Consider the following 23,977-nt stretch of genomic DNA (forward strand, 5'->3'; position numbering starts at 1 on the left):
CGGCTGTCTCTTTTGTTTTGTTAAAGAATTTTATCCCTCTATTTCGTGCTGGTAGGCTCCGGCCCCGTAGTGAAGCTCATAGGAGTGGGAGTAGATCTCAATGATGTTTCCAAAGGGATCCTCCATATAGACCATCCTGTATGGCTTCTCTCCAGGGTAGTACTCCCTGATAGGCATCCTCTGCTTTCCACCAGCCTCTACTATCTTTGCAGCAAGCCCCTCTACATCTGGATCCTTCACGGAGAAGTGGAAGACACCAGTCTGGAATGGCTTGAACTCAGCCTGGGGTTTATCGTTGTTGTTTGGGAACTCAAAGAGCTCTATCCCTATGCCGTCAACTGTGGAAAGGTGAGCTATCCTGAACTTCTCCCATCCCCTACCAAATACGTCGATACACATCTGACCGATGGCTGTATCGATTTCCTCTACTACATCTGTAGGGTTCATGATCACATACCATCCCATTACCTCCTCATAAAACTTTACCGCCTGATCTAAATCTGCCACTGTGATTCCTATGTGTGAAAATGCTCTTGGATATCTTTTCATCTTATTCCTCCTGAACTTTTATGATTGTGAGCTATAACTGGCTCCTTTTCTTATGGAATAACTATACCACCTTTTAAAAGTCCTTAGAAGAAGGCACTTTTTGGTACTCAGGTAACCTGGAGGTTCCCTTTGGGATGCCATCTTTCCCTGGAGAGAAGGAAAAAATTGCATAAAATTATGAAAAAGTATAGAATAGGGGGCATAAATTCAGAAGAATAACTTTTTATGTATAGAGGATGGGAGGTAGCTATGTATAGATGGAATGGCAGGGATTATAAGTGTCCCATAGAGGTGACTATAGATGTTATAGGGGGAAAGTGGAGATCCCTTATAATATGGCACCTCAATAAAGAGGTACTGAGGTTCAGCGAGATTCAGAGGATAGTTCCGGGGATAAGCAAGAAGGTTCTCTCAGAGCACCTGAGAGATCTGGAGAGGAACGGCTTTATAGAGAGAAGGGTATATCCAGAGGTTCCCCCGAGGGTGGAGTATATGATAACCGAGAAGGGGAGAGGCCTGGGAGAGGTGCTGGATACCATGGAGAAGTGGGGAAGAGATCTCCTGGAGACCGAGGGAGAGAAGGTAGATGAAGAAATCTAGAGAGGATGACAGCTCAACACCTCCTTCTACTGCCCCTTCATTGGAGAAACAGAAAGCAGACTTTGACAAAAAAAATCAGGGAGGGTATAATTTATGTTTGTCTGAACAAGGAGGAAGTATGAAGTGTCATATATGCAGTGAAGAGTGCACAGAATTTACAGTGGAAAGGAAGAGGTGGAAAAGAAGGTACCACAGCTGTCCCAGGTGTGAGTATATATTTATGGATGAGGAGGACCTCCTAAGCGGAGCGGAGGAGCTGGCAAGGTATGAGGAGCACAACAACTCTGTGGAGGATGAGGGGTACAGGGAGTACTTCAAGAGGTTTATAGAGTATTCCATGGAGGGAGTGGTTATGGAAGCCCAGATCCTGGACTATGGTTCAGGTCCCCAGCCGGTGCTGGCCTCTGTAATGGAGGAGGTGGGGTTTACCAATGTGGATATCTACGACAAGTACTTTACAGAGGGATCCCTGGATCCAGAGAAAAGGTACAGTGTGATAATCTCAACAGAGGTAGTGGAGCATATCTACAGACCCATGGAGGTATTCAGGGAGCTGACCGGGAGGCTTCTTCCAGGGGGAAGGTTAATAATAATGACAGCCTTTCACCCGAAAAGCGAGGAGGAGTTTGGCAAGTGGTGGTATATAAACGACCCTACCCACGTGGTGTTCTATACAATTAAAACCCTAGAGTATATAGGGGAGCAGCTGGGGCTTGTGGTAGAAAAAAATAACAATAAAAATATCGTAGTATTTAGAAGGGAAGCAGATGAAGAAGTTTATTAAGGAATTAGTTGTAGTTTACCTGGTGTTTTCAGGGGCAATCTTCTTTATGGAGGGAGCACTGGAGAAACAGAGAAACGGTAAGATATCCTCCAAGGAGGAGAGAGCCATGGAGAAGAGAGTGGCAAGAGATGTAAGGTTAGAGGACAGACCAAGGTATACGGTAATAGTGCCTAAGACGGCCAGTGAGATCCTCATGGAGAGGAAGGGGAACTATGTGTACAGCGGAGAGCTTGTGATGCTGGCTGATCTCTCTGTGGGAGAGAAGAAGAGGGCCTTTGTAGGACTTCTGGTACCGGCAATAGATGCAGTGGAGAGAGACCTCCAGTGGAGAAGAGATGTTGTGGAGAGATTAGCTGAGATGGAAACCCACACAAGGGATGAGGAGAAGTTCCTGGCGGGGTTATTTTCCAGCTACAGGATAAAAAACGGAAGTATGGAGGAGCTCCTATCGAAAATGGTAATGCCTCCAAAATCCCTCATTATAAGCCAGGGAGCCCTGGAGAGCGGCTGGGGGACCTCGAGGTTCTTCAGAGAGGGAAACAATATCTTTGGAGTTTGGTCCTACAATACCAATGAACCGAGGATAGCAGCAACAACCAGAAGCAACGGCTATACTCCCCACCTGAAAAAGTATGAGAGCCTCAAGGGTTCTGTGGAGGACTATGTACTCTTACTGGCAAGGGGAGAGAGCTACAGAGATCTCAGAGCCGGTATGAGAAGGGGAGAGACCTCTACGGAGCTGGCCAGGCATCTGACCATGTACTCTGAGCTGAGAGAGGAATATGTAAAAAGAGTGGTAAGTGTAATAGAGAGTAATAAACTCAAGGAACTGGATTAGTACACGTCCAGGGGAATTTGCAAGGAGGAAGTAGGATGGAGAGAAAGTATTACAACATGGAGTTTACAGCTGAGGATCTTGCTATAGTGGAGAGGGAGATAGAGACCCTTAAAAACCATGAGATAACTTGTGTAGAGGGCCTTGTGGAGTTTATGGAGAAGTACAGCGAGCTCAGTGCCATTGTGGAGGAGACCATGGCCTGGAAGTATATCAATATGACGAGGTTTGCTGACAAGGAGGAGTACAGCAGGGCTTTCAATGAGTACTATGGAAGCGTTGTAGCAGCCCTTACCAAGGGATCCTTCGACCTGAATAAGAAGATCTATGAGAACGATTACTTTAAGGAGCTTCCAGAGGAGAGGTATGAGAACTATAAGAGGATCCTTAAAAATGAGATAGAGATCTACGATGAAAGGAATGTAGAGCTGGGAGTAAAGGAAACTGAGCTCGCCAATAAGTACGGGGAGATAATGTCTCAGGTAAGTGTGGAGTTCAGGGGAGAGGAGCATACTCTCCTTGGAATGAAGAAGTATATGTATGAAGCTGACAGGGTAACAAGAGAGGAAGCCTGGAGGAAGAAGTATGAAGCCCTTGCAGGGGAGAACAACAAGCTAAATGAACTCTTTGATAAGCTCATAGAGCTAAGGGTGGAGATGGCGGCCAACAAGGAGTTTGATAACTACAGGGACTACATGCACGAAGCCAAGGGAAGGTTTTCCTATACCCCAGAGGACCTCTATGAGTTCCATACTGCTGTTGAGAAAACAGTGGTTCCCTTCCTGGCTAAGCTGAACAAAGAAAAAGCTGAAAGGCTGGGAATCCCTGCTCTGAGACCGTGGGATGTGGATGTGAGTGTAGACGGAAGGAAGCTGAAACCCTTTGAGAAGATAGAGGAGTTTATAGACAGGGGAATAGGTGCCCTGGGCGAGGTAAAGGAAGAGTTTGGTGAGAAGCTGAAGTATATGAGGGACAACGAATTCCTGGATCTGGATAACAGAAAGGGGAAGGCTCCCGGAGGATACAACTATCCCCTCTATGAGAGCGGAGTACCATTTATCTTTATGAACGCCGTGGGAGTACACCAGGATGTGGTGACCCTAATGCACGAGGCGGGACACGCTATGCATTCCTTTGCCACAAGGGGGGAAAGGCTCCTGGCCTACCAGGACTGCCCAAGTGAGGTAGCTGAGCTTGCTTCCATGTCCATGGAATTTATGAGTATGGATGCATGGAGAAACTACTACCCAGAGACCGGAGACTATATAAAGGCCAGAAAGGATCAGATCATGAGATCCCTGGAGACCCTACCGTGGGTGATGATAGTGGATGCCTACCAGCACTGGATCTACCTGAATCCGGAGAACACCAAGGAGGAGAGGGAGGAGCACTTCAGAGAGCTTATGGAGAGGTTCAACCCTGGAATCGACTGGAGCGGTCTGGATATAGAGAAGGGGATGGCGTGGATCAACCAGCTGCATATATTTGAGGTACCATTCTACTATATCGAGTATGCAATAAGCCAGCTGGGAGCAATAGGAATGTATATGAACTACAAGAGGGATCCTGAGAAAGCCCTCAACGACTATGAGAACTTCCTGGCTCTGGGGTACTGTAAATCCATAGAGAAGATCTATGAAACAGCGGGACTTAAGTTTGATTTCAGTGAGGATTATATAAGGGAGCTTGTGGATTTCCTGGCTGGGGAGCTAGAAGATTTAGAGAAGAGATCATAGGGAATGGAATCATTCATAGGATCAATTTGAAAAAACTTTGTGAATATATTAATCTTTACTTAGGAGTGTTGAAGAAGCAAAATATGAGATACTGGGAGGTAGAGATGGCCTGTAATAAGGAAAACTGTGTCTGTCCAAAGACAGACTGTGAAAATCACGGTAACTGCTGCAAGTGCATAAACAACCACAGAGAGAAGGATTCTCTTGTTTACTGCATGAGAGAGATAGCTGAAAAGAAGTAAGTTAAAAAGGGCCTGAGGTCCTTTTTTTCTATAGTATAATATGAGTGTAAGAGGGAAGTATTGACAGGGAAAAAAAAGGGGATTAGAATTACAGTGATAAAAGGAGGTAAAGCGATGGAAGTTAACAGAAGAAGTTATAAAACAAGGGAGGATCTGGAGCTTATAGTGGGGCAGAAGATGAAGGGAGTCTTTCTATGGATGGTAATAGGGATACTCTTTACAGTGGGGACAGCCTACTATACCCTGACCACTCCTGCGGTGTTGAATTTTGTATATAAAGCTATGATGCCTATAGTAATAGGGGAGCTTGCCCTGGTATTTATTCTGTCTATGAGGGTGTATAAGATGGATGTAAATAAGAGCAGGCTGATGTTTCTCCTCTACTCGGTGCTCACAGGGATGACCCTCTCTGTACTGGCTATAGTCTATACGGGGATGTCTATCCTCTATGCCTTCGGGGGAACAACGGTGATCTTTGTGATAATGGCTGTCTACGGATATGCAACCAATGAGGATCTTACAAAGTTTGGAGGTATCCTCAGAATGGGGCTGGTAACTCTCATAGTTCTTTCCCTGATCAACTTATTTTTAAAGATACCATTCCTCTACCTGATGATTCCATACCTTGGAGTATTGGTATTCATAGGTCTTATAGGATATGACGTGAACAGGATAAAGCATAATATCGTGAACACAGCCCTCATGGAGGATGAGAGTGTAATAGAGAAGGTATCCATAATAGGTGCCCTGGCACTGTATCTGGATTTTATAAATTTGTTCCTCTATATTCTCAGAATATTCGGGAAGAAGAGATAGAAGGGAAGCCCTTAGGGGGCTTTCTTTTTTTACGAAAATTTTCAAAAACTTGACGAGGTAGCGGGAGAAGTAATAGAATTAACCTAAAAGAGGGAGGTGCTGCTATGAGCAGAAACGGCGGAGAGAAGTGGCTGAGAGACATGGAGAAGGAAGCCAAGGAGAGGATGGAGCGTAACAAGAGGGAGAAGAAGAAAGTTAAGGCTCCCGATGAGAAGTTCATCAAACAGATGGAGAGAGAGAACAGGGGTAATAACGGAGACAGATAAAAAAAGAAGTCCCAGGACTTCTTTTTTTTAGTTTCTTATAAAGAAAATTGGATACTTTTGTCTTGATACAAAGGTATCCAAAAATCAAGTCTTCCGGCAATTGTCTTTGGAGGTATAACAGGTTTTTCATTGCTCTCCTGGGCTCTCTACAGAGCCTAAAGAAGCTAAACGCAATGAAGCAGACCACTGATGTGAAGTCAGACGACAGCCTGCAGACGCCCTTTTAATTTGAAATATAGATATCTTCATAGGTTTTTACCTTCAAAATTTGTGAAGATTAGTGTCATTCGTGGTTACTGGTTTTAATCTATGAAGAATTCGGGGGAGGTTGAAGTATCTGAGAGGTGTAGAAGTGTGGTATATATGGTAGGGAAGGATGAATAGATTATGAAAAGGATTGAATTAAGGGGGGAAGGGATGATAGAGAAGGTGATTTCAGAGTTTAAGAGGTGCAGCGAGGTAGAGGCGATAGCCCTTGGCGGTTCAAGGGGGAGCGGCAAGGGGGATGAATACTCCGACTATGATATCTATATCTATCTAACAGGAGATTTAGATAGGGAGAGGAGAAGGGAGATCCTGGAGAGGTACTGTACCTACATGGAGGTAGGTAATCAGTTCTGGGAGGAGGAGGACGACTGCATTCTGAATAACGGCATAGATATGGAGCTCATCTACAGGAGGATAGAGGATATAGAGGGGAATTTGCGGTATGTGGTAGACAGCTGTGGGAGCTGCATGGGATACACCACCTGCTTCTGGGAGAATGTGGTCAACTCCAAGATCCTCTACGACAGGACGGGAAGACTCGGAGAGCTGGCTGAGAAATACAGGGTGGAGTATCCAGAGGAGCTCAAGAGAAACATCGTAGAGAAGAACCATAGGCTCCTCAAGGACTACATGCCCTCCCTCTACTACCAGATAGAGAAGTCCATAAAGAGAAACGATCTCGTGGCCATAAACCACAGGCTCACCGAGTTCCTGGCTCTCTATTTTGATATCATCTACGCATTAAACGGTGAGAAGCACAGGGGAGAGAAGAGGATGCTTGAGATAACCAGGGAGTTTGCCCTGCTCCCAGAAAACTACGAGGACCTTATAGAGGACCTCTTTAAATTCATCTATAGGGATAATTCAAAGTTTCTAATAACTTTGGATAGGATATGCCATAACTTATATAATTTGTTAAAGAAAGAGGGATATGATGTTACTTTTGAAAGTTATGGTGAATAATCACTAACAAATTGATGATTTGTTCCTAATAAAAAATGAAGTGAAGTATGCGAATTTATTTTTTTAAATTCTTCTTAATACAAAGTTGTTATATTGGTGTCAGTCTTATGTTCAGGTGCTATATAATCGTTGATACAATTTTTAAAAATATAATCACCACAATTACAGGAATACCAAATACTACTAAAGTAAAAGTTATAGCTAATATCATTGAAATGATATTAGAGATAACTTCTTCCAGATTCTTGAAATACTTTATAGAAGAATTTGTATGTTTCATAATAATCAACTCCTTATATTCATTGTAATTTTACAATTTTTTCTTAACTCAGTTTTCTTTAGTGCTTTAAAACTATTCACAAAAATTACATGTTCCTTAAGCTTCATGCCATATTACTCGAATGAATATTCAAAATAAAAATTATCAAGAAAATTACAAATAATAACTATAATTATTCTGCATAAAATAACAAAAAGACCTGTCTTGAAAACGGTGTAGATGGAGTATGAGGGGAAACTTAAGAAGATGTCGTCGACTATCCTGGGGATGGCCAATCGATACGATTCCTTCAAAGTTTTTTGATTACGAAATAGCTGTTTTTAAGAGAAATGTCATTTTTTGAATACTTTCTTTGGATGCTGTGAGCATAGCGAGGAAATGCCCTTGGGGTGCAAGCAAAGAAAGTATAAAATTAAATTGGAGGAACCCCATGAAAATAACCAAAGACTTTGTAAGATCCTCTATAGAGGAGGACATTTACCTCTACTTTGAGGCAACTATAAATATAGGCCTATGGGAATCGGAAAGGTATGTCTTCAACAAATACTTTCATAGGGAAGATACCATCCTGGATATAGGGTGCGGCACCGGAAGGACCACCCTTGGACTCCATGAGGAGGGGTACAGAAATATTATAGGTCTGGACCTGTCCCCTAAGATGATAGAGTGGGCAAGGGGGATCTCAGAGAGCAGGGAGACAGACCTGGAGTTTATAGTGGGGGATGCCACCAACCTTTCCTATGAGGATGAAAGCTTCTCAAATATAGTATTCTCCTTTAACGGCTTTATGCAGATTCCATCTAAGAAACTCAGGGAGGAGGCGCTCAAGGAGATAAAGAGAGTATTGAAGAGGGGAGGCTACTTTATATTTACCACCCACGACAGGGATGAGGATAAAGATTTTTATCAGTTCTGGGAGGAGGAGAAGGGGAAGTGGAGTAGAGGAGAGCAGAATCCCAGACTGCTGGAATTTGGAGATGTATTGGCCCCCAGCAGCTGCAATGAAAACAGGGAGATATTTGTCCACATCCCCACCAGAAACGAGGTTATCGAACTGATTGAGGGAGCGGGCCTGAAACTCATAGAGGATTTCTACAGGAGCGATCTTTTCACAGAAACAGATAGGGTTAAAAGGTTTTCAAATGAGTGCAGGTTCTTCATAGTTCAGAAGTAGAGGGATTCCTGAAAGAGGGATGACAAGAGATTAAAAAAAGCCTCCCCAGGGAAGGCTTATAGAAATTTAACAATAATAAGCTGTGCAGATTCATCGTGAACCAGGGAGTAGAAGCTGAACTCATCCTCATAGATAAGTTTTAACTCTCCCAGGAGCTGCTTAAGGACCTTGGAGTCCTCATTAACAGATCTCAGATCGATCTCCTTATTTTCACTGGCTGAGCAGGTTACCCTTCCCCTTACTATGGGGATATCCTCTTCAACCAGGGTTAAGTTGTTGTCCTTAAGCATTGCACCTAAAACATTTAAAAACCTCTGAATTTTCATAGATACCACTCTCCTTAATTAATTCTAACCTAGGAGAAAGCAGTATTCAATCACCTGAAATAAGAGAACTCTATTTAGAATGTCTGAAAGCCCTCATTTGAAAACAGCGTAATTGGAGTATGAAGGAAAACTCCAGAAAGATACTCGTCGACTATCTTAAGGATGTGACAGACGATACGATTCTTTAATAGTTTTCCGATTATGGAGTAGATGTTTTCAAGAGAGGTGTCCTTTCTTGGGTACTTTCTTTGGAAAAACAAAGAAAGTACAAATGATTTAAAGTTTTGCTTATTTAGGTTTGGATAATCAAGAAAGAAAATTTTTAGGAATTTCAAGGAAAAAAGCCATATAAATTTTTAAAAGTTTACATTCAAGGTTCACCTTAAGATAAGTAAGTGGTTGTAAAAATTTAAGAGTAACCTATAAAAAATTTGGTCGCTTTTTTCCCTATAAGAAATTAAAAAATGATCTAAACTTCACTTTATTGATTTTGTTAAAAAAGAAAGACAAAGTAGTTTGAAAATTATACATTCTTATGCTATACTACACTAGTAATAGATATTAGGAGGACACCGTTATGTTTTTTAAGTTAAAGAAAGTTACATCCTCATCCTCATACTCAGTAAAGAAGTAGAGTTGTTATGTTGTTACTTTAAGAAAAGTTCAATGTTTCGAGTCTATTTTGTTTCATTTCAATGAATATGAGCAGGGTGATGACTTGGTGTCAAATAGCAAAGATTACTATCCTGCAGATAACTGCAGGATTTTTTTTTACTGGAGGAAGCCTATGCACTGGATATTGATACTTGTACTCTTTATAGTGGATATCTACACTAAGATCATTGCAGAAAAAAAGCTAAAGTATCAGCCCAGATCCTACTTTGGCGGAAAGCTTCAGTTTTACTATGTGAGAAACTTTGGGATAGCCTTTAACAGGCTGAACCACAAGAAAAATTTTATATTGATATGTAACTTTGTACTGCTCTTTTACATAGGCTACCTGCTTCTCTTCTCCCCTATGAACAAAACGGGACTGGCTCTTGTTCTTGCAGGGGGACTGGGGAATACCCTCAACAGACTTATAAGGGGATATGTAATAGATTTTTTATACTTTGCCATCAAGGGGTTTCCGGTGTTTAACCTGGCAGACTTCTATATATTCGGTGGGATGGGAATAATACTGGTACAGGATTTATTTTAGAAAAGGAAGATAGATGAAGGAATTAAAATATTTAAATGGATATCAGAAACACCTCCTAGAGGGTGTGGAAACCATGATAAAAAAGAATAAGCTACACCAATACATCTTAAACAATTACCCAAAGCCACACAAGGTGGCCAACGACAAGATGCTCTACAACTACGTGATGGAGCTGAAGAATGAGTATCTGAAGAAGGGAGACCCCATAAGCAAGGTCCTCTACGATCCAAAGATAAGTTTGGAAAATCAGGCTCTGGGCCTTCACACCTATGTGAGCAGGGTACAGGGAAAGAAGCTCAAGAGTAAGAATGAGATAAGGATAGCCTCTGTATTTAAGAGGATGCCTGTAGAGTTTCTCAGGGTAATAGTTGTGCACGAGCTTGCACACCTGAGGGAGAAGAACCACGACAAGCCCTTCTACAAGCTCTGCCAGCACATGGAACCCAACTACTTCCAGCTGGAGTTTGATATGAGGTTATATCTTACTTATATGGATGTATTTGGAAAAAGCTTATATTAATAAGCGATACTTTTGCCTTGATGCAAAAAGTATCCAAAAGATCAAGACCTTTCAGATGTCTCAGGAGATAGATAATTATATACGGGCTTTATGAGCTACATCTCTTACTCTGAAGGGAAAGAATAATGTAAAACGTAAGAAAAACTTAAGCGGTCCGACGCCCTAGCAGATGACTTGGTAAAGGTTTAATCGACCTGAAAGGTCGTAAAGATTTGGAGACCTCCTTCTGCCTGATTTGGCAGGAGCTGAGTAATGAGCTAGGCCGTAAAACAGAATAAGTTCCGCAGTGATAAACTATAGATACTTAACCTCAGGAACGAGGACTGTAGCTTGTAAAGGGCATAGATGCAGAATCCTACCCGGGAAGGATCAGAAGGGGGCCCCCTTTCTTGGTTCGTTCTTTGGGGGAGCAAAGAATGAATGTAAATTGTTTCAAAAAAGGAGAATAGAGATTGAAGAAGAGAATATATTTTGATAAAGAGGGAGATATGAAGTATATTTCCCACCTAGATACCATAAGGTTTCTGGAAAGGCTATTTAAGAAGGCAAATATAAAGGTTAAATTTTCAGAGGGGTTCCACCCAAGACCAAAGATGTCCTTTGGGAACCCAGTATCACTTGGAGTAGAGGCATATAACGAGGTAATGGACCTGGAGCTTGCTGAGGATATGGATAACGATGAGCTGCTGGCTAAGATGAATGAGTTCTGCCCGGAAGGGATCAGGTTCAAGGCTGTGGAAGAGGTTCCTAGAAAAGCCAGTATCGTAAATGATTTTGAGGTAATGATATATGAGATCAGGGGAGAGCAGGAGGTTATCGACAGGATAGCAGCTGTGCTGGCTCAGGATGAAATTATAGAGGAAAGAATAAAGAAGAGAAAACTTCAGAAGAGAGATCTTAAGGAGAAGCTTGTGGACTACAGGGTAGAGGGGAACCTCCTCTATCTAGAGGTTAGAAACACATCTCCAAACGCCTTCCTAGGTGTTGCAGGAGTGGAACTAGCTCAGGTAGAGATAAAGAAGATGGGATACAAGAAGTAAAAAAGCTTAAAAATAAAAATTTTTATAGATAAAAGTAAAGGGAGGGTATTGAGATGCTAGACTTAAGATACATCAGAGACAATATTGAATTTTTAGAGGAGATGCTAAAAAACAGAGGTACTGAGGTAAACCTGAATGAGTTTGAACAGTACGACGCAGAGAGAAGAGAGATCCTTACAAAGGTAGAGGCTCTTAAGCACAAGAGAAACACTGTATCTCAAGAGATCGGTAAGTTAATGAGAGAGGGTAAGAAGGAAGAGGCTGAGGCAATCAAAGCTGAGATGGGAGGAGTGTCTGGAGAGATAAAAACTCTAGATGCAAGACTTGGCGAGCTAGATGAGAAGCTTAGATACTTCCAGATGACTATTCCTAACGTATACCACGAGTCAACTCCAGTTGGAAACGACGAAGAGGACAACCTTCTTGTAAGATCATGGGGAGAGCCTAGAAAGTTTGACTTCGAACCAAAGGCACACTATGAGCTTGGAGAGGACCTTGAGATCCTTGACTTTGAAAGAGGAGCTAAGCTTGGAGGATCAAGATTTACTATATACAGAGGAGCTGGAGCAAGACTTGAGAGAGCTCTTATCAACTTCATGCTAGACCTTCACACTACTGAGCACGGATATACTGAGCACATCACTCCATATATCGTAAACAGAGAGATCTGCGAGGGAACTGGTCAGCTTCCTAAGTTTGAGGAGGACATGTACAAGACTACAGATGATATGTTCCTAATCTCAACTTCAGAGATCACTCTTACAAGTATCCACAGAAAGGAGATCCTAGAGGAGAAGGACCTTCCTAAGTACTACACAGCTCACTCACCTTGCTTCAGAAGAGAAGCTGGATCATATGGAAGAGACATGAAGGGACTAATCAGACAGCACCAGTTCAACAAGGTTGAGATGGTAAAGCTTGCTACTCCTCAGACTTCATATGATGAGCTTGAAAAGATGGTAGTTAACGCAGAAACTGTACTTCAGAGACTGGGACTTCCATACAGAATAGTTCAGCTGTGTACTGGAGATATCGGATTCGGAGCGACTAAAACTTATGACCTAGAGGTATGGGTACCAGCTCAAGGTAAATACAGAGAGATCTCATCTTGTTCAAACTGTGGAGACTTTCAGGCTAGAAGAATGGGTCTTAAGTACAGACCAGAGGGAGAGAAGAAGAGCGAGTTCGTGCACACACTAAACGGATCTGGTGTAGCTGTAGGTAGAGCACTTCTCGCAATCCTTGAAAACTACCAGCAGGAGGATGGATCTATCATCGTTCCTGAGGCACTAAGACCTTACATGGGTGGAGCAGATGTTATTAAAAAGTAGTTTACTTCTTCTTTTTATAGGTAATGTCTATCTATCTCACCCCCTGGATATGGGGGTGATCTTTCTTATAGTTCTTACTATAAACCTCTTTAAGAATAAGGAGCTGAAGAAGGGTCTGAAGAAGATGAAGTTTCTCTTTCTCTTCTATATGGGTACCTGTTTCTTTCAGCTTCTCTACCTTCAGGAGGGGGAAGTGGTCTATAGGTTATATAATTTTTATATCACAAAGACCGGAATCATTACAGTCACTGTGAACTTTTTGAGGATAATAAACCTTATTATGATATCCTGGCTTGCCAATTCTGGTAACCTTCTTAGGGGACCCCTTAAGAAATACCAGCTTGTTGGGGAGTGTGTCATGGAGATGGTGCCAGAAGCTTTTAGTCTGTTTAAGAAAAGAATGAAACCAAAATGGTTCTTTCGGCATATTTTGAAACAAATAAAGGTTAAAATATAGCCTAAGGTATGTTTGATTTTAGAAAAGAAATTTGTTAGAATGGGTATGTAGAAAACATTTGATGGAGGATGATTTTGACTATGAAATACAATTATAAGGACTTAGGTCTTTCAAACACAAAGGAAATGTTCAAGCACGCTAACGAAAATGGGTATGCTGTACCAGCTTTTAACTTTAACAACATGGAAATGATGCAGGCTATCGTTGAAGGATGTGCTGAGATGGGATCACCTGTAATCCTACAATGTTCAACAGGTGCTAGAACTTACATGGGTAAGGAAACTGTACCAATGCTTGCTATGGCAGCAGTAAAGATCGCTAGATCAATGGGATCGGACATTCCTATCGCACTTCACCTAGATCACGGACCATCACTAGAGGCAATCAAGGACTGTATCGACTACGGATTCTCATCTGTAATGATCGACGGTTCTCACTATGACTTCGAAAAGAACATCGCAATCTCAAAGGAAGCTGCAGAGTACGCTCACAAGTTTGACGTAACTGTAGAAGCTGAGCTTGGAGTACTAGCTGGAGTAGAGGATGACGTAGTAGCAGACGAACACGTTTTCACTCAGCCAGAGGAAGTAGAGGAGTTTGTATCAAGAACTGGTGTTGATTCACTAGCTATCGCTATCGGTACATCTCACGGAGCTCACAAGTTTAAGCCAGGAACTGACCCTAAGCTTAAGCACGAAATCCTATCTGAGATCGAGACTAAGATCCCTGGATTCCCTATCGTACTTCACGGATCATCAGCTGTACCTCAGGAGTTCGTAGCAACTATCAAGGAGTTCGGAGGAGAGCTTAAGGACGCTATTGGTATCCCTGATTCTGAGCTTAGAGGAGCTACTAAATCAGCAGTTGCTAAGATCAACGTAGATACTGACGGAAGACTTGCATTCACTGCAGGAGTAAGAGAAGTATTTGGAACTAAGCCAGGAGAGTTTGACCCTAGAAAATATCTTGGAAACGGAAAATCTAAGATGAAGAACTACTACAAGACTAAGATCGCTAACGTATTCGGTTCAGAGGGAGCTTACAAGAAAGGAACTATGTAATTAGATCTTCATAAAGTAAAGTATAGATAAAGAAAAAAGGAGCCCAGAGCTCCTTTTTTTACATCTTTTATTATTTTATAGTTTAACCCCCTGCCAGGAAACAGCACTCCAATACCTGTCCCTATCTGATCCAAGCTGTAAAGGGAGGTGGAGATTAATTGTCGGACTTCAGCTTGAATACAAGGTCGGTAATAGCTTCAAGCTTCTCTCTGTACTCCTTTATCTTAATATCATTTTCCTCTGCCCAAGCCTTTTCTAGTTTTTTTTCAAATTCAGCCATATCCTTCTTCAGTTCCTCTAAGTTCTTTTTCATTTCCTTCATACTTATCCCTCCTTAATTGATTTTAGAAAATATCTACTGAAAATAAGGGTAAAAACCTTTATTAAAATTGTATTCTGAAAAAGAATTTGAAAATACTTAATTTTATCCTTGAAATGCCCTCGTTCTTATGGTATACTCTTCTGAGTGAATTGAGAAAAGCAATTACAAATTACTTGAAAATTAAAGATAGTTTTGAAGAGAGTGCAGTGGATTTCTCTCTTCAAAAAAAAAACCACTGAGGCGATTTTTTTTTTTCGTCTTTTTTTATTGCCGGTAATCGGCTAAGTATTTCAACAGGAGGTTTATTTTTAATGAAACAGACAAAGTATATTTTTGTAACAGGTGGAGTAGTATCATCTCTAGGAAAGGGAATAACTGCAGCATCACTGGGAAGACTTTTAGAGGAGAGAGGGTATAACGTAACTATCCAGAAGTTTGACCCGTACATCAACGTAGATCCGGGAACAATGAACCCATATGAGCACGGAGAAGTATTTGTTACTAATGATGGAGCAGAAACAGATTTAGACCTTGGGCACTATGAGAGATTCATCGATCAGAACCTAACAAAGTATAACAACATAACTACAGGAAAGATATATCAGTCTGTAATAAATAAAGAGAGAAGAGGAGAGTACCTAGGTAAAACTGTACAGGTAGTTCCTCACATTACAAATGAAATAAAGTCAAAGATAGAGATCGTAGGTAAGGAGAACAACTCAGACATCGTAATCACTGAGATCGGTGGAACAGTTGGAGATATCGAATCTACTCCATTCCTAGAGGCTATCAGACAGTTCAGATACGACGTAGGAAGAGAAAATGTACTATATGTTCACTGTGCACTTCTTCCATACCTGAGAGCAGCAGGGGAGCTTAAGACTAAGCCTGCACAGCACTCGGTAAAGCAGCTTATGATGATGGGAATAAGACCAAACGTACTTGTTTGCAGAACTGAGCACCCTATCACAGATGACCTTACAAGAAAGCTGTCTCTATTCTGTGATATCGATGAGGAAGCAGTAATCGAGGCACCAGATGCATCTACTATCTACGAAGTTCCTATGATCATGGAGGAGAACGGACTTGCAGATGTAGTGTGTAAGCAGCTTGGAATAGAGAACAAGAAGCCAAACCTTGAAGAGTGGGCTAAGATGGTAGACAGAATCAAGAATCCAAGCAAGAAGTTCAAGATGGCAGTTGTAGGTAAGTATGTAGAGCTTAAGGACGCATACATCTCTATAGATGAGTCTATTAAGCACGCTGGTTACCACCTGGATGCAGATGCTGATATCGACTATATCCAGGCTGAGACTCTTGACGTAAAGGTACTTAAGAAGTATGACGGAATTCTTGTACCAGGAGGATTTGGAGCAAGAGCAGTAGAGGGTAAGATAGAGGCTATCAACTTTGCAAGAAGAAACAAGATACCATTCCTAGGAATTTGTCTTGGAATGCAGTGTACTGTAATTGAGTATGCAAGAGAGGTACTTGGATACACAAATGCAAACTCTGCAGAGTTTGATGAAAACTGTGAGCACCCAGTAATCGACATCCTTCCAGATCAGAAGGGAGTAGAGATGGGTGGTACTATGAGACTGGGAATCTACCCTTGTAAGCTAGAGGAGGGAACTCTTGCTAGAGAACTTTACGGAGAGGAGCTTATCTATGAGAGACATAGACATAGATTTGAGTTCAACAACGCATATAAGGAAGTAATCCAGAATGCAGGTCTTGTAATTTCAGGATCATCTCCAGACGGAAGACTTGCGGAGATAGTAGAGCTTCCAACAAGCGAGCACCCATACTTTATCGCAGGGCAGTTCCACCCAGAGTTTAAAACTAGACCAAATAGACCTCACCCTCTATTTACAGGTCTTGTAAAGGCTATCCTAGAGAGAACTGAAAAGTAATTTTAAGAGCAGGAATTTTCCTGCTCTTTTTTTATTTTTTGGAAGGATCTGCAGCTTAAGGGGAGGAGATAAAACTTGAAGCGACTGAACTCACTGATATATGGTTGTAATAAAACTCTATTGTTGACTAAAAAACTAATTAAATTATTGGGAGTTTTAAACAAAAAGCTCTTTATTTTTAGTATTAAAAATTTCATTTTGCTGGTTTTGTGGGGTAAACTTGTACTAGGAGGTGAACTGTGGAGAGAGGAAGAATTTATTATTTTTCAGGAACTGGAAATAGTTACTACTGCGCAAAAAAAATAGGGGAGAAACTGCACCTAAAGGTGGAGGGGATCCGAAGGGAAACAGAGGCAGCAGGGGAGATGGAGTACCTTGGTCTGGTGTTCCCAGTCTATGCCCTGGGACCTCCTAATATAGTGAGAGATTTTATAAGGAAGCTTGAGGGATTGGAAGCTTCCTATGTCTTTGTAGTTCTTACCTATGGGGGAGCCTATGGTAGGGCTTTGGAGTATACAAGGGATCTTCTTAAGAAGGAGGGAGTAGACCTGAGCTACGGGGCAGCAGTGAGGTATCCAGACAACTATATAATAGCTTTTAAGGTTCCCAGCCTAGAGAAGCAGATGAAACTCATAGGAGATGGTGATAGGAAGCTAGGGAGGATATTGAAGGATCTCGCTGGAAATAAAAAGCTACTTGAGAGGGACAAGATCCCTATGAGGTATATTCCCAATATGATCTATGAGTACTCAGCTAAAAGATTCAGAAAGATGGGAAAAAATCTCAAGGCAGATGACAGCTGTATCTCCTGCGGTCTATGTGAGAGGGAGTGTCCTACTAAAAATATAGTCCTGGCAGGAAAAAAAATTGTTTTTGGGGTCAGGTGTGAGCTGTGCTTAAGATGTGTACATATATGTCCTAAAAATTCTATTAATTACAAAAACAGAACGCAAAACAAAAAAAGATACCTAAATCCAAGGGTCTACATGGTTAAGAAGTGATCTCAAAAAGTGCATTTTTTAACAAAATGAGTTTGAAGAAGTTTTGACATACAAAATATATGCTTCGTATGTCTAAAAAAACATTGCTTTTGAAATAAAAATAGTGTTATATTTGATGTGGATATAGTTATTTTATTAACATAAAATAAACATAAAAGGGGAGGATAAGATGGCTTGTAAGAACGAACTTAAAGAATCATGTTTTAAAGAACTAGATGAGTTTATACTTTCAATTGAAGATAAGCAAGGAGCACTAATATCTGTACTGCATAAGGCGCAGGAAATTTTTGGATACCTGCCAAAGGAGATTCAGGAGTTTGTAGCAGAAAGACTGGATCTATCGTTAGCAAAGGTATATGGAGTAGTTAGTTTCTATTCCTTCTTTACTATGACTCCAAAGGGGAAACACCCAGTTTCTGTCTGTATGGGAACAGCTTGCTACGTTAGAGGAGCAGGAAAGGTACTAGAGGACTTTGAAAAGCAGCTAGGAATCAGCGCTGGAGAAACTACTGTAGATGGAGAGTTCTCAATCGACGCTCTTAGATGTGTTGGAGCATGCGGACTGGCACCAGTGGTACTTATCGGTGAGGATGTATTTGGTAAGGATGAAGCTAAGGATGTTGCGGGATTAATCGCAAAGTACAGAGGTCAATAGGAGGATTTAAGATGTCTAAAAAGATTACTTCTTATGAGGAACTATTAAAAAAGGGTAAGGAGTGCGAAGCACTTATCGAGCTAAGAAAGAAGTGAGAGGATATTGACCTGGAAAATACCAAGGTAGTGAGGGTAGGGATAGGTCAGAATACACAGGAGGCTAAGAGATTAGCCGATGAGGTATCTCTTGCAGTAATAAGATATATTAAGGAAAAAGGTATTGAGGATGTAGCGGTAGTCCAGAGTGAGTTCTACGGATACTCAGGAGACAAACCTATAATTGAACTGGCAATCCCTAAGATGGGGCAGGTTGTATTCGGCAACATGGAGCCAGGGGAAGCTGTAAAGCTTGTGGAAAAATACATGGTAAACACCCAGGAGATAGCACACTTTTTGGTGGACAACCATGGAGACAGAAAGAAAAAACATTAAGGGGGTAAGTATAAATGGCAGATAAAAAGCACGTCCTAATCTGTGGTGGAACAGGATGTCTTTCTTCAAAGAGTAATAAAATAGCTGATAACATGAACGCTATCCTTAAGGAAAAGGGGATGGAGGACGATGTTAAGGTAGTATTAACTGGATGTTTTGGTTTCTGTGAGAAGGGACCTATCGTAAAGATAATGCCAGACAATACATTCTATGTAGAGGTAAAACCAGAGGATGCAGGAAGAATCATAGAGGAAGACCTGATAAAGGGAGAGAAGATAGAGACTCTATTATTCAGAGACCCTAAATCTGGTGAGAGAATCCATGAGGGAGAAAATATGGAGTTCTATAAGAAGCAGATGAGAGTTGCTCTTAGAAACTGTGGACTTATAGACCCTGAAAGTATAGATGAGTATTTAGGAAACAGAGGATACCAGGCGCTAGGAAAGGTTCTGACTAGCATGGAGCCTCAAGACGTAGTAGATGAGATCAAACTTTCTGGAATTAGAGGAAGAGGAGGTGGGGGATTCCCTACTGGTCTTAAGTGGCAATTTGCTCTAAACAATGAAGCTGACCAAAAGTATGTAGTATGTAACGCAGACGAGGGAGATCCGGGAGCATTCATGGACAGATCGATCCTAGAGGGAGACGCTCACTCGATAATCGAGGCAATGGCTATCTGTGGATACGCAACGAAGGCTACTAAAGGTCTGGTATATATCAGAGCTGAGTACCCGCTAGCTATCAACAGACTTAGAAAAGCAATGCAGGATGCAAGAGAGTACGGACTTCTTGGAAAGGACATCCTTGGATCTGGATTCGACTTCGATATAGAGATCAAGTACGGAGCAGGAGCATTCGTATGTGGAGAGGAAACAGCTCTTATCCACTCAATGGAGGGAGAGAGAGGAGAGCCTACTTCAAAGCCTCCATACCCAGCAGAAGCTGGTTACTGGGGTAAACCAACTAACGTTAACAACGTAGAGACATTTGCTAACATTCCTGAGATCATCCTAAACGGTGGAGAGTGGTTTAAGGGTATCGGTACAGAGAAGTCTTCTGGAACTAAGGTATTCGCTCTAGCTGGAAAGATCAATAACGTAGGTCTTGTAGAGGTACCTATGGGAACTACTCTTAGAGAGGTAATCTTTGAGATCGGTGGAGGAATCAAGGACGGTAAGAAGTTTAAGGCTGTACAGACTGGAGGACCATCTGGAGGATGTCTGACTGAAAACGACCTGGATACTAAGATCGACTTCGATTCACTGACTGCTAAGGGATCTATGATGGGATCTGGTGGAATGATCGTAATGGATGAGGATGACTGTATGGTTGCAGTATCTAAGTTCTACCTAGACTTTACTGTAGAGGAGTCTTGTGGTAAGTGTACTCCATGTAGAATAGGAAACACTAGACTATATGAGATGTTAGACAAGATAACAAAGGGTAACGGAACTATGGAGGACCTTGAGTTAATGAGAGAGCTATCTGAGACTATCAAGGACACATCTCTATGTGGACTGGGGCAGACAGCACCTAACCCAATTCTTTCAACTCTAGACCAATTCTGGGATGAGTATGTAGCACACGTAACTGACAAGAGATGTCCAGCAGGAGCTTGTACAGACCTTCTTCAGTTCACTATAAATGACAAATGTATCGGTTGTACAGCATGTGCAAGAGTATGTCCAGTTAACTGTATCTCTGGTAAGGTAAAGGAGAAGCACGTTATCGACCAGGAGAAGTGTATTAAGTGTGGAGCTTGTTATACTACTTGTAAGTTTAAGGCAATCGATAGAGGATAGATCACATTATTGGAAAAAATTAAAGAAAAAAGGAGTGAATTGGCCTAATGGAAACTGTAAAAGTTACGATAGATGGAATATCAATAGAAGTGCCTAAGAGTGCGACTATAGTATCAGCAGCAAAATCTGCTGGAATCACAATTCCTACCCTTTGTTACCTTCAAATGGGTGGAGCAGACTATAAGAATGATTGTGCATCATGTAGAATATGTGTAGTAGAGGTAGAGGGAAGAAGAAACCTGGCTCCTGCATGTGCTACACCAGTATATGATGGAATGGTAGTAACAACTAACTCTATGAAGGTAATGCAAAAGAGAAAGACAGTTCTTGAGCTGCTTCTTTCAGACCACCCTAAGGACTGTCTGTCTTGTTCAAAGAACGGAGAGTGTGAGCTTCAGGACCTTGCAACTCAGTTTGGAGTAAGAGAGGTAAGATTTGCTGGTAAGGAATCTGAGTATAGAAAGGACTACTCACCTTCAATCATAAGAGACGTAGACAAGTGTATCATGTGTAGAAGATGTGAGACTATGTGTAATGAGATCCAGACTTGTGGAGTACTTTCTGGAGTAAACAGAGGATTTGAGGCAGTAGTTGCCCCTGCATTTGAGCAGGACCTAGAGGACTCTGTATGTACATACTGTGGACAGTGTGTAGCAGTATGTCCAGTGGGAGCACTACACGAGGCAGACCACACTTGGAAACTCGTAAAAGATATAGCTAACCCTAAGAAGAAGGTAATCGTACAGGTTGCCCCTGCAGTAAGAGTAGCTCTTGGAGAGGAGTTTGGACTTGAGCCAGGAACAGATGTAACTGGTAAGATGGTAACAGCTCTTAAGAAGCTTGGATTTGACCAGGTATTCGACACAAACTGGGCAGCTGACCTTACTATCATGGAGGAAGCATCTGAGCTTATCGACAGAGTAACAAGAAAGCTAGGTGGAGATGAGGATGTAAAACTTCCTATCCTTACATCTTGTTGTCCTGCATGGGTTAAGTTTTTTGAGCACAACTACCCTGACTTCCTAGATGTACCATCTTCAGCTAAGTCACCACAGCAGATGTTTGGTGCAGTAGCTAAAGGAATCTGGGCTAAAGAGGAAGGTATCGCAAGAGAGGACCTAGTATGTGTATCTATCATGCCTTGTCTTGCTAAGAAATATGAGGCATCTAGAGATGAGTTTAAGGTAGACGGGACACCAGATGTAGACTACTCTGTTTCAACTAGAGAACTTGCAGCTCTTCTTAAGCAGGCTAATATAGACCTTAAGAGACTTGATGAGGATAAGTTTGACAATCCGCTGGGAGCATCTACAGGAGCAGCTGATATCTTCGGAAGAACTGGAGGAGTTATCGAGGCAGCTACAAGAACAGCTTATGAGTGGATCACAAAGGAATCTCTTGAGTCTGTAGACTTTGAGGATCTTAGAGGAATGGAGGGAATCAGAGTAGCAGAGGTTTCTATTCCAGGACTAGATGAGAAGCTTGGATCTAAGTTTAGAATCGGAATCGCTCACGGACTGGGAGCAGCTAGAGAGCTTATGGATAAGCTAAGAGCTGGAGAGGAAACTCTACATGCAATAGAGATCATGGCATGTAAGGGTGGATGTATCGGTGGAGGAGGACAGCCTTACCACCACGGAGATTTTGGAATCATCAGAAAGAGATTTGAAGGTCTTCAGAACATAGATAACAACAAGGAGATTAGAAAATCTCACGAGAATAAGTATATACAGGAGCTATATGAAAAGCACCTAGGTAAGCCAATGAGTCACGAGGCACACCACTTGTTACATACTAAGTACTTCCCTAAGCACAAGATTTAGAGAAGGTTAAAGGCGACAGCAGAGCTGTCGTCTTTTTTTATGGTTTTTAAAAATAAACAAAGTGTCGCCGTATACTCAATATTTTCAAAAGAATTACAGGAGATAAGTTTAGTTAAAAAGTAGGAATTTACCAAATATCTTGTAAAATCTTACTAGGTGCATAAGCTTAACAACTATCTGAAACTTATGGGTTATCCAAGGAGGAGAGGGATGGAAGGGATAAAGGTGAAAAAATACTTTAAATATAATTTTCTATTCTATCTTCTTATTGTTTTAGTTACCTTAACCAACTTAACATACTTGGTGTATAAGGGGATGGAGGAAAGGAAGGGGAGGGAAGACTTCCTTAGAGAGAGAGTAGAAGAGTACATGGGAGAGGTAGGGGAGGAGCTGAGGGGAACCAGTGCAAGGTACCTGGATCATGGAATCATCGATATGGGAGAGTTTAACTACCTCCTGAGAGTGGTAGAGGGAAGGTGGAAGATCTATAGCAACTGGGATGGAAGGTGGAGAGACATAGAACTCCAGGGGGAAAGGTACTTTCTGGAGAAAAGGTCAGAGGGGATCATCCTGATGGATGGGAGATATTATATCTATGGGAAAAGTGTAAGAGAGGACAGAGAAGTCTACTCCATGTGGGAGATAGATCAGAAGTTTCTTGAAGCCTTGGAAGAGAAGATAGGTATAGAGGTAGGGATATCTTCAGAGGTAGGGATCCACTATCTGATTCCAGTGGTAAACAGCCCTCAGGGGCTGAAGCTTTACTTTAACGATGAAAGAAGTTCTATAGTAGAAGCTGTAGTTATAGGAGGATACTTCTTCCTTGTAATTGCAATCTCCCTTCTCCATTTAAAGACGGTGAGGGGTAAGATAGAGGAGGAGGAGGAGAGGGTAGTTGAGGAAGTAAAGCTAATAAAGAGCAACAAAATAAATAGCTCCCCAGTGGAAACAGATAGTATCTTTTTTAATATTAATATGGCTATAAAGGACCTCGGGGAGAGATACCTAAAAAAAACAGGGGATCTTAATATGCTCAGAAGGAGGCTAACACACACAAACCTACAGCTAAGGGAGGTGGCCATAATCGACAGACTGACAGGCCTCTACAATAAGCTCTTTCTCTATGAGGTCTTGAACGACCTGAAGAAGAACAGGGCTTCTAGACCATACTACAGTATAGTCATGATGGTAGATTTGGATAACTTTAAGAGGTTAAATGATACCTATGGACACCTTGCAGGGGACAGGCTCCTCAGGGAGATAGGAGATTTTCTTAAGAAGACCTGTGGGGAAAAGGGACTGGCTTTCAGGTATGGGGGAGATGAATTCTTCATTGTATTCAAGCAGATAAGGTATGAAGATTTTCTGGAATTGGCCTCCTACTTTGAGGAGGAGAGGGAGGAGATTATCAGAAACTATATCCAGGTAAAGCTGGGAATGAGTACCGGGGCCATTATCTTGAAGGATGATGAGGAGTATGATGTGGATAAGATCATAAAAGAAGTGGACGAACTTCTCTATGAAGCAAAGAAGAAGGGAAAGAATCAGGTGGTGTTTAAAATATAAATCGGTGGGGGAAAGT

Annotated in this window: 25 protein-coding genes; 22 read left to right on the plus strand and 3 right to left on the minus strand. The window is 41.7% G+C overall.

From position 1 onward, the window contains the following. Positions 1-30: 30 nt before the first annotated feature. Positions 31-549 (minus strand): lactoylglutathione lyase family protein, encoded by a 519-nt coding sequence (locus QMG11_RS06680; RefSeq protein WP_281834546.1) that lies wholly within the window; start codon positions 547-549, stop codon positions 31-33. Between the two features lie 249 nt (positions 550-798). On the opposite strand from QMG11_RS06680, the gene QMG11_RS06685 reads away from it, so the two are divergent. The 9 genes from QMG11_RS06685 (at position 799) to QMG11_RS06725 (ending at position 8,512) form a co-directional block, all read left to right on the plus strand. Continuing rightward, complete coding sequence (locus tag QMG11_RS06685; RefSeq protein ID WP_281834547.1) at positions 799-1,149, plus strand: winged helix-turn-helix transcriptional regulator; 351 nt, start codon at positions 799-801, stop codon at positions 1,147-1,149. Positions 1,150-1,267: 118 nt separating this feature from the next. Then, the gene (locus QMG11_RS06690; RefSeq protein ID WP_281834549.1) at positions 1,268-1,933 is read left to right on the plus strand and encodes a class I SAM-dependent methyltransferase; all 666 of its coding nucleotides are present in this window, start codon (positions 1,268-1,270) and stop codon (positions 1,931-1,933) included. Next, a complete protein-coding gene (locus QMG11_RS06695; protein WP_281834554.1) occupies positions 1,917-2,771 on the plus strand; it encodes a glucosaminidase domain-containing protein in 855 nt (284 codons plus the stop codon). The genes QMG11_RS06690 and QMG11_RS06695 overlap by 17 nt, the downstream gene beginning before the upstream one ends. Positions 2,772-2,806: 35 nt before the next feature. Then, positions 2,807-4,504, plus strand: coding sequence for a M3 family oligoendopeptidase (locus QMG11_RS06700; protein WP_281834556.1), 1,698 nt, complete (start codon positions 2,807-2,809; stop codon positions 4,502-4,504). 104 nt (positions 4,505-4,608) lie between these two features. After that, on the plus strand, positions 4,609-4,746 hold the full coding sequence (locus QMG11_RS06705) for a hypothetical protein (protein WP_281834558.1): 138 nt from the start codon (positions 4,609-4,611) through the stop codon (positions 4,744-4,746). Positions 4,747-4,860: 114 nt separating this feature from the next. Next, positions 4,861-5,562, plus strand: coding sequence for a Bax inhibitor-1/YccA family protein (locus QMG11_RS06710; RefSeq protein ID WP_281834560.1), 702 nt, complete (start codon positions 4,861-4,863; stop codon positions 5,560-5,562). A gap of 104 nt (positions 5,563-5,666) precedes the next feature. Beyond that, on the plus strand, positions 5,667-5,828 hold the full coding sequence (locus QMG11_RS06715) for a hypothetical protein (protein ID WP_281834562.1): 162 nt from the start codon (positions 5,667-5,669) through the stop codon (positions 5,826-5,828). 387 nt (positions 5,829-6,215) lie between these two features. Further along, positions 6,216-7,058 (plus strand): nucleotidyltransferase domain-containing protein, encoded by an 843-nt coding sequence (locus QMG11_RS06720; protein WP_281834564.1) that lies wholly within the window; start codon positions 6,216-6,218, stop codon positions 7,056-7,058. Between the two features lie 710 nt (positions 7,059-7,768). Further along, the gene (locus QMG11_RS06725) at positions 7,769-8,512 is read left to right on the plus strand and encodes a class I SAM-dependent methyltransferase (protein ID WP_281834566.1); all 744 of its coding nucleotides are present in this window, start codon (positions 7,769-7,771) and stop codon (positions 8,510-8,512) included. 56 nt (positions 8,513-8,568) lie between these two features. Here the strand turns inward: QMG11_RS06725 and QMG11_RS06730 are convergent, their stop codons facing one another. Beyond that, a complete protein-coding gene (locus tag QMG11_RS06730) occupies positions 8,569-8,838 on the minus strand; it encodes a hypothetical protein (RefSeq protein ID WP_281834568.1) in 270 nt (89 codons plus the stop codon). A gap of 787 nt (positions 8,839-9,625) precedes the next feature. Between QMG11_RS06730 and lspA the strand changes: the two genes are divergently transcribed. The 6 genes from lspA (at position 9,626) to QMG11_RS06760 (ending at position 14,448) form a co-directional block, all read left to right on the plus strand. After that, complete coding sequence (gene lspA / locus QMG11_RS06735) at positions 9,626-10,039, plus strand: signal peptidase II (RefSeq protein ID WP_281834570.1); 414 nt, start codon at positions 9,626-9,628, stop codon at positions 10,037-10,039. Between the two features lie 13 nt (positions 10,040-10,052). Continuing rightward, a complete protein-coding gene (locus tag QMG11_RS06740) occupies positions 10,053-10,559 on the plus strand; it encodes a YgjP-like metallopeptidase domain-containing protein (protein WP_281834572.1) in 507 nt (168 codons plus the stop codon). A 452-nt stretch (positions 10,560-11,011) separates the two neighbouring features. Continuing rightward, on the plus strand, positions 11,012-11,599 hold the full coding sequence (locus QMG11_RS06745; RefSeq protein WP_281834574.1) for a TIGR03936 family radical SAM-associated protein: 588 nt from the start codon (positions 11,012-11,014) through the stop codon (positions 11,597-11,599). A gap of 53 nt (positions 11,600-11,652) precedes the next feature. Further along, positions 11,653-12,930, plus strand: a complete 1,278-nt coding sequence (serS, locus tag QMG11_RS06750) for a serine--tRNA ligase (protein ID WP_281834575.1) — start codon at positions 11,653-11,655, stop codon at positions 12,928-12,930. Further along, a complete protein-coding gene (locus tag QMG11_RS06755) occupies positions 12,914-13,387 on the plus strand; it encodes a hypothetical protein (RefSeq protein ID WP_281834576.1) in 474 nt (157 codons plus the stop codon). The genes serS and QMG11_RS06755 overlap by 17 nt, the downstream gene beginning before the upstream one ends. Before the next feature lie 80 nt (positions 13,388-13,467). After that, positions 13,468-14,448 carry a ketose-bisphosphate aldolase gene (locus QMG11_RS06760; RefSeq protein WP_281834577.1) on the plus strand — a complete coding sequence of 327 codons (981 nt, stop codon included), beginning with the start codon at positions 13,468-13,470 and terminating at the stop codon, positions 14,446-14,448. Between the two features lie 154 nt (positions 14,449-14,602). Here the strand turns inward: QMG11_RS06760 and QMG11_RS06765 are convergent, their stop codons facing one another. Next, complete coding sequence (locus QMG11_RS06765; protein WP_281834578.1) at positions 14,603-14,770, minus strand: hypothetical protein; 168 nt, start codon at positions 14,768-14,770, stop codon at positions 14,603-14,605. Positions 14,771-15,081: 311 nt separating this feature from the next. On the opposite strand from QMG11_RS06765, the gene pyrG reads away from it, so the two are divergent. From pyrG to QMG11_RS06800, 7 genes are all read left to right on the plus strand, one after another. Then, positions 15,082-16,683, plus strand: coding sequence for a CTP synthase (gene pyrG / locus QMG11_RS06770; RefSeq protein WP_281834579.1), 1,602 nt, complete (start codon positions 15,082-15,084; stop codon positions 16,681-16,683). Between the two features lie 239 nt (positions 16,684-16,922). Next, a complete protein-coding gene (locus QMG11_RS06775; RefSeq protein WP_281834583.1) occupies positions 16,923-17,684 on the plus strand; it encodes an EFR1 family ferrodoxin in 762 nt (253 codons plus the stop codon). Between the two features lie 169 nt (positions 17,685-17,853). Then, complete coding sequence (locus QMG11_RS06780) at positions 17,854-18,339, plus strand: NADH-quinone oxidoreductase subunit NuoE family protein (RefSeq protein ID WP_281834584.1); 486 nt, start codon at positions 17,854-17,856, stop codon at positions 18,337-18,339. 125 nt (positions 18,340-18,464) lie between these two features. After that, positions 18,465-18,770 (plus strand): hypothetical protein, encoded by a 306-nt coding sequence (locus QMG11_RS06785; RefSeq protein ID WP_281834585.1) that lies wholly within the window; start codon positions 18,465-18,467, stop codon positions 18,768-18,770. A 14-nt stretch (positions 18,771-18,784) separates the two neighbouring features. Next, entirely contained in the window at positions 18,785-20,572 is a 1,788-nt protein-coding gene (locus QMG11_RS06790) for an NADH-quinone oxidoreductase subunit NuoF (protein ID WP_281834586.1), read from the plus strand. Positions 20,573-20,619: 47 nt separating this feature from the next. After that, entirely contained in the window at positions 20,620-22,395 is a 1,776-nt protein-coding gene (locus QMG11_RS06795) for an NADH-dependent [FeFe] hydrogenase, group A6 (RefSeq protein WP_281834587.1), read from the plus strand. Between the two features lie 210 nt (positions 22,396-22,605). Beyond that, positions 22,606-23,961 carry a GGDEF domain-containing protein gene (locus QMG11_RS06800; protein ID WP_281834589.1) on the plus strand — a complete coding sequence of 452 codons (1,356 nt, stop codon included), beginning with the start codon at positions 22,606-22,608 and terminating at the stop codon, positions 23,959-23,961. Positions 23,962-23,977: the final 16 nt, after the last annotated feature.

Origin of the sequence: Propionigenium maris DSM 9537 (assembly GCF_027925155.1) — a bacterium.
Classification (GTDB): Bacteria; Fusobacteriota; Fusobacteriia; order Fusobacteriales; family Fusobacteriaceae; genus Propionigenium; species Propionigenium maris.

Excerpts from the sequence above, each read along its gene's own strand:
- QMG11_RS06705 (WP_281834558.1), top strand. The coding sequence starts at position 4,609 with ATGGCCTGTAATAAGGAAAACTGTGTCTGTCCAAAGACAGACTGTGAA.
- QMG11_RS06715 (WP_281834562.1), top strand. The coding sequence starts at position 5,667 with ATGAGCAGAAACGGCGGAGAGAAGTGGCTGAGAGACATGGAGAAGGAA.
- QMG11_RS06760 (WP_281834577.1), top strand. The coding sequence starts at position 13,468 with ATGAAATACAATTATAAGGACTTAGGTCTTTCAAACACAAAGGAAATG.
- QMG11_RS06780 (WP_281834584.1), top strand. The coding sequence starts at position 17,854 with ATGGCTTGTAAGAACGAACTTAAAGAATCATGTTTTAAAGAACTAGAT.
- serS (WP_281834575.1), top strand. The coding sequence starts at position 11,653 with ATGCTAGACTTAAGATACATCAGAGACAATATTGAATTTTTAGAGGAG.
- QMG11_RS06725 (WP_281834566.1), top strand. The coding sequence starts at position 7,769 with ATGAAAATAACCAAAGACTTTGTAAGATCCTCTATAGAGGAGGACATT.
- QMG11_RS06700 (WP_281834556.1), top strand. The coding sequence starts at position 2,807 with ATGGAGAGAAAGTATTACAACATGGAGTTTACAGCTGAGGATCTTGCT.
- pyrG (WP_281834579.1), top strand. The coding sequence starts at position 15,082 with ATGAAACAGACAAAGTATATTTTTGTAACAGGTGGAGTAGTATCATCT.
- QMG11_RS06800 (WP_281834589.1), top strand. The coding sequence starts at position 22,606 with ATGGAAGGGATAAAGGTGAAAAAATACTTTAAATATAATTTTCTATTC.
- QMG11_RS06765 (WP_281834578.1), bottom strand. The coding sequence starts at position 14,770 with ATGAAGGAAATGAAAAAGAACTTAGAGGAACTGAAGAAGGATATGGCT.
- QMG11_RS06695 (WP_281834554.1), top strand. The coding sequence starts at position 1,917 with ATGAAGAAGTTTATTAAGGAATTAGTTGTAGTTTACCTGGTGTTTTCA.
- QMG11_RS06755 (WP_281834576.1), top strand. The coding sequence starts at position 12,914 with ATGTTATTAAAAAGTAGTTTACTTCTTCTTTTTATAGGTAATGTCTAT.
- QMG11_RS06790 (WP_281834586.1), top strand. The coding sequence starts at position 18,785 with ATGGCAGATAAAAAGCACGTCCTAATCTGTGGTGGAACAGGATGTCTT.
- QMG11_RS06720 (WP_281834564.1), top strand. The coding sequence starts at position 6,216 with ATGAAAAGGATTGAATTAAGGGGGGAAGGGATGATAGAGAAGGTGATT.
- lspA (WP_281834570.1), top strand. The coding sequence starts at position 9,626 with ATGCACTGGATATTGATACTTGTACTCTTTATAGTGGATATCTACACT.
- QMG11_RS06680 (WP_281834546.1), bottom strand. The coding sequence starts at position 549 with ATGAAAAGATATCCAAGAGCATTTTCACACATAGGAATCACAGTGGCA.
- QMG11_RS06730 (WP_281834568.1), bottom strand. The coding sequence starts at position 8,838 with ATGAAAATTCAGAGGTTTTTAAATGTTTTAGGTGCAATGCTTAAGGAC.
- QMG11_RS06740 (WP_281834572.1), top strand. The coding sequence starts at position 10,053 with ATGAAGGAATTAAAATATTTAAATGGATATCAGAAACACCTCCTAGAG.
- QMG11_RS06685 (WP_281834547.1), top strand. The coding sequence starts at position 799 with ATGTATAGATGGAATGGCAGGGATTATAAGTGTCCCATAGAGGTGACT.
- QMG11_RS06690 (WP_281834549.1), top strand. The coding sequence starts at position 1,268 with ATGAAGTGTCATATATGCAGTGAAGAGTGCACAGAATTTACAGTGGAA.
- QMG11_RS06795 (WP_281834587.1), top strand. The coding sequence starts at position 20,620 with ATGGAAACTGTAAAAGTTACGATAGATGGAATATCAATAGAAGTGCCT.
- QMG11_RS06710 (WP_281834560.1), top strand. The coding sequence starts at position 4,861 with ATGGAAGTTAACAGAAGAAGTTATAAAACAAGGGAGGATCTGGAGCTT.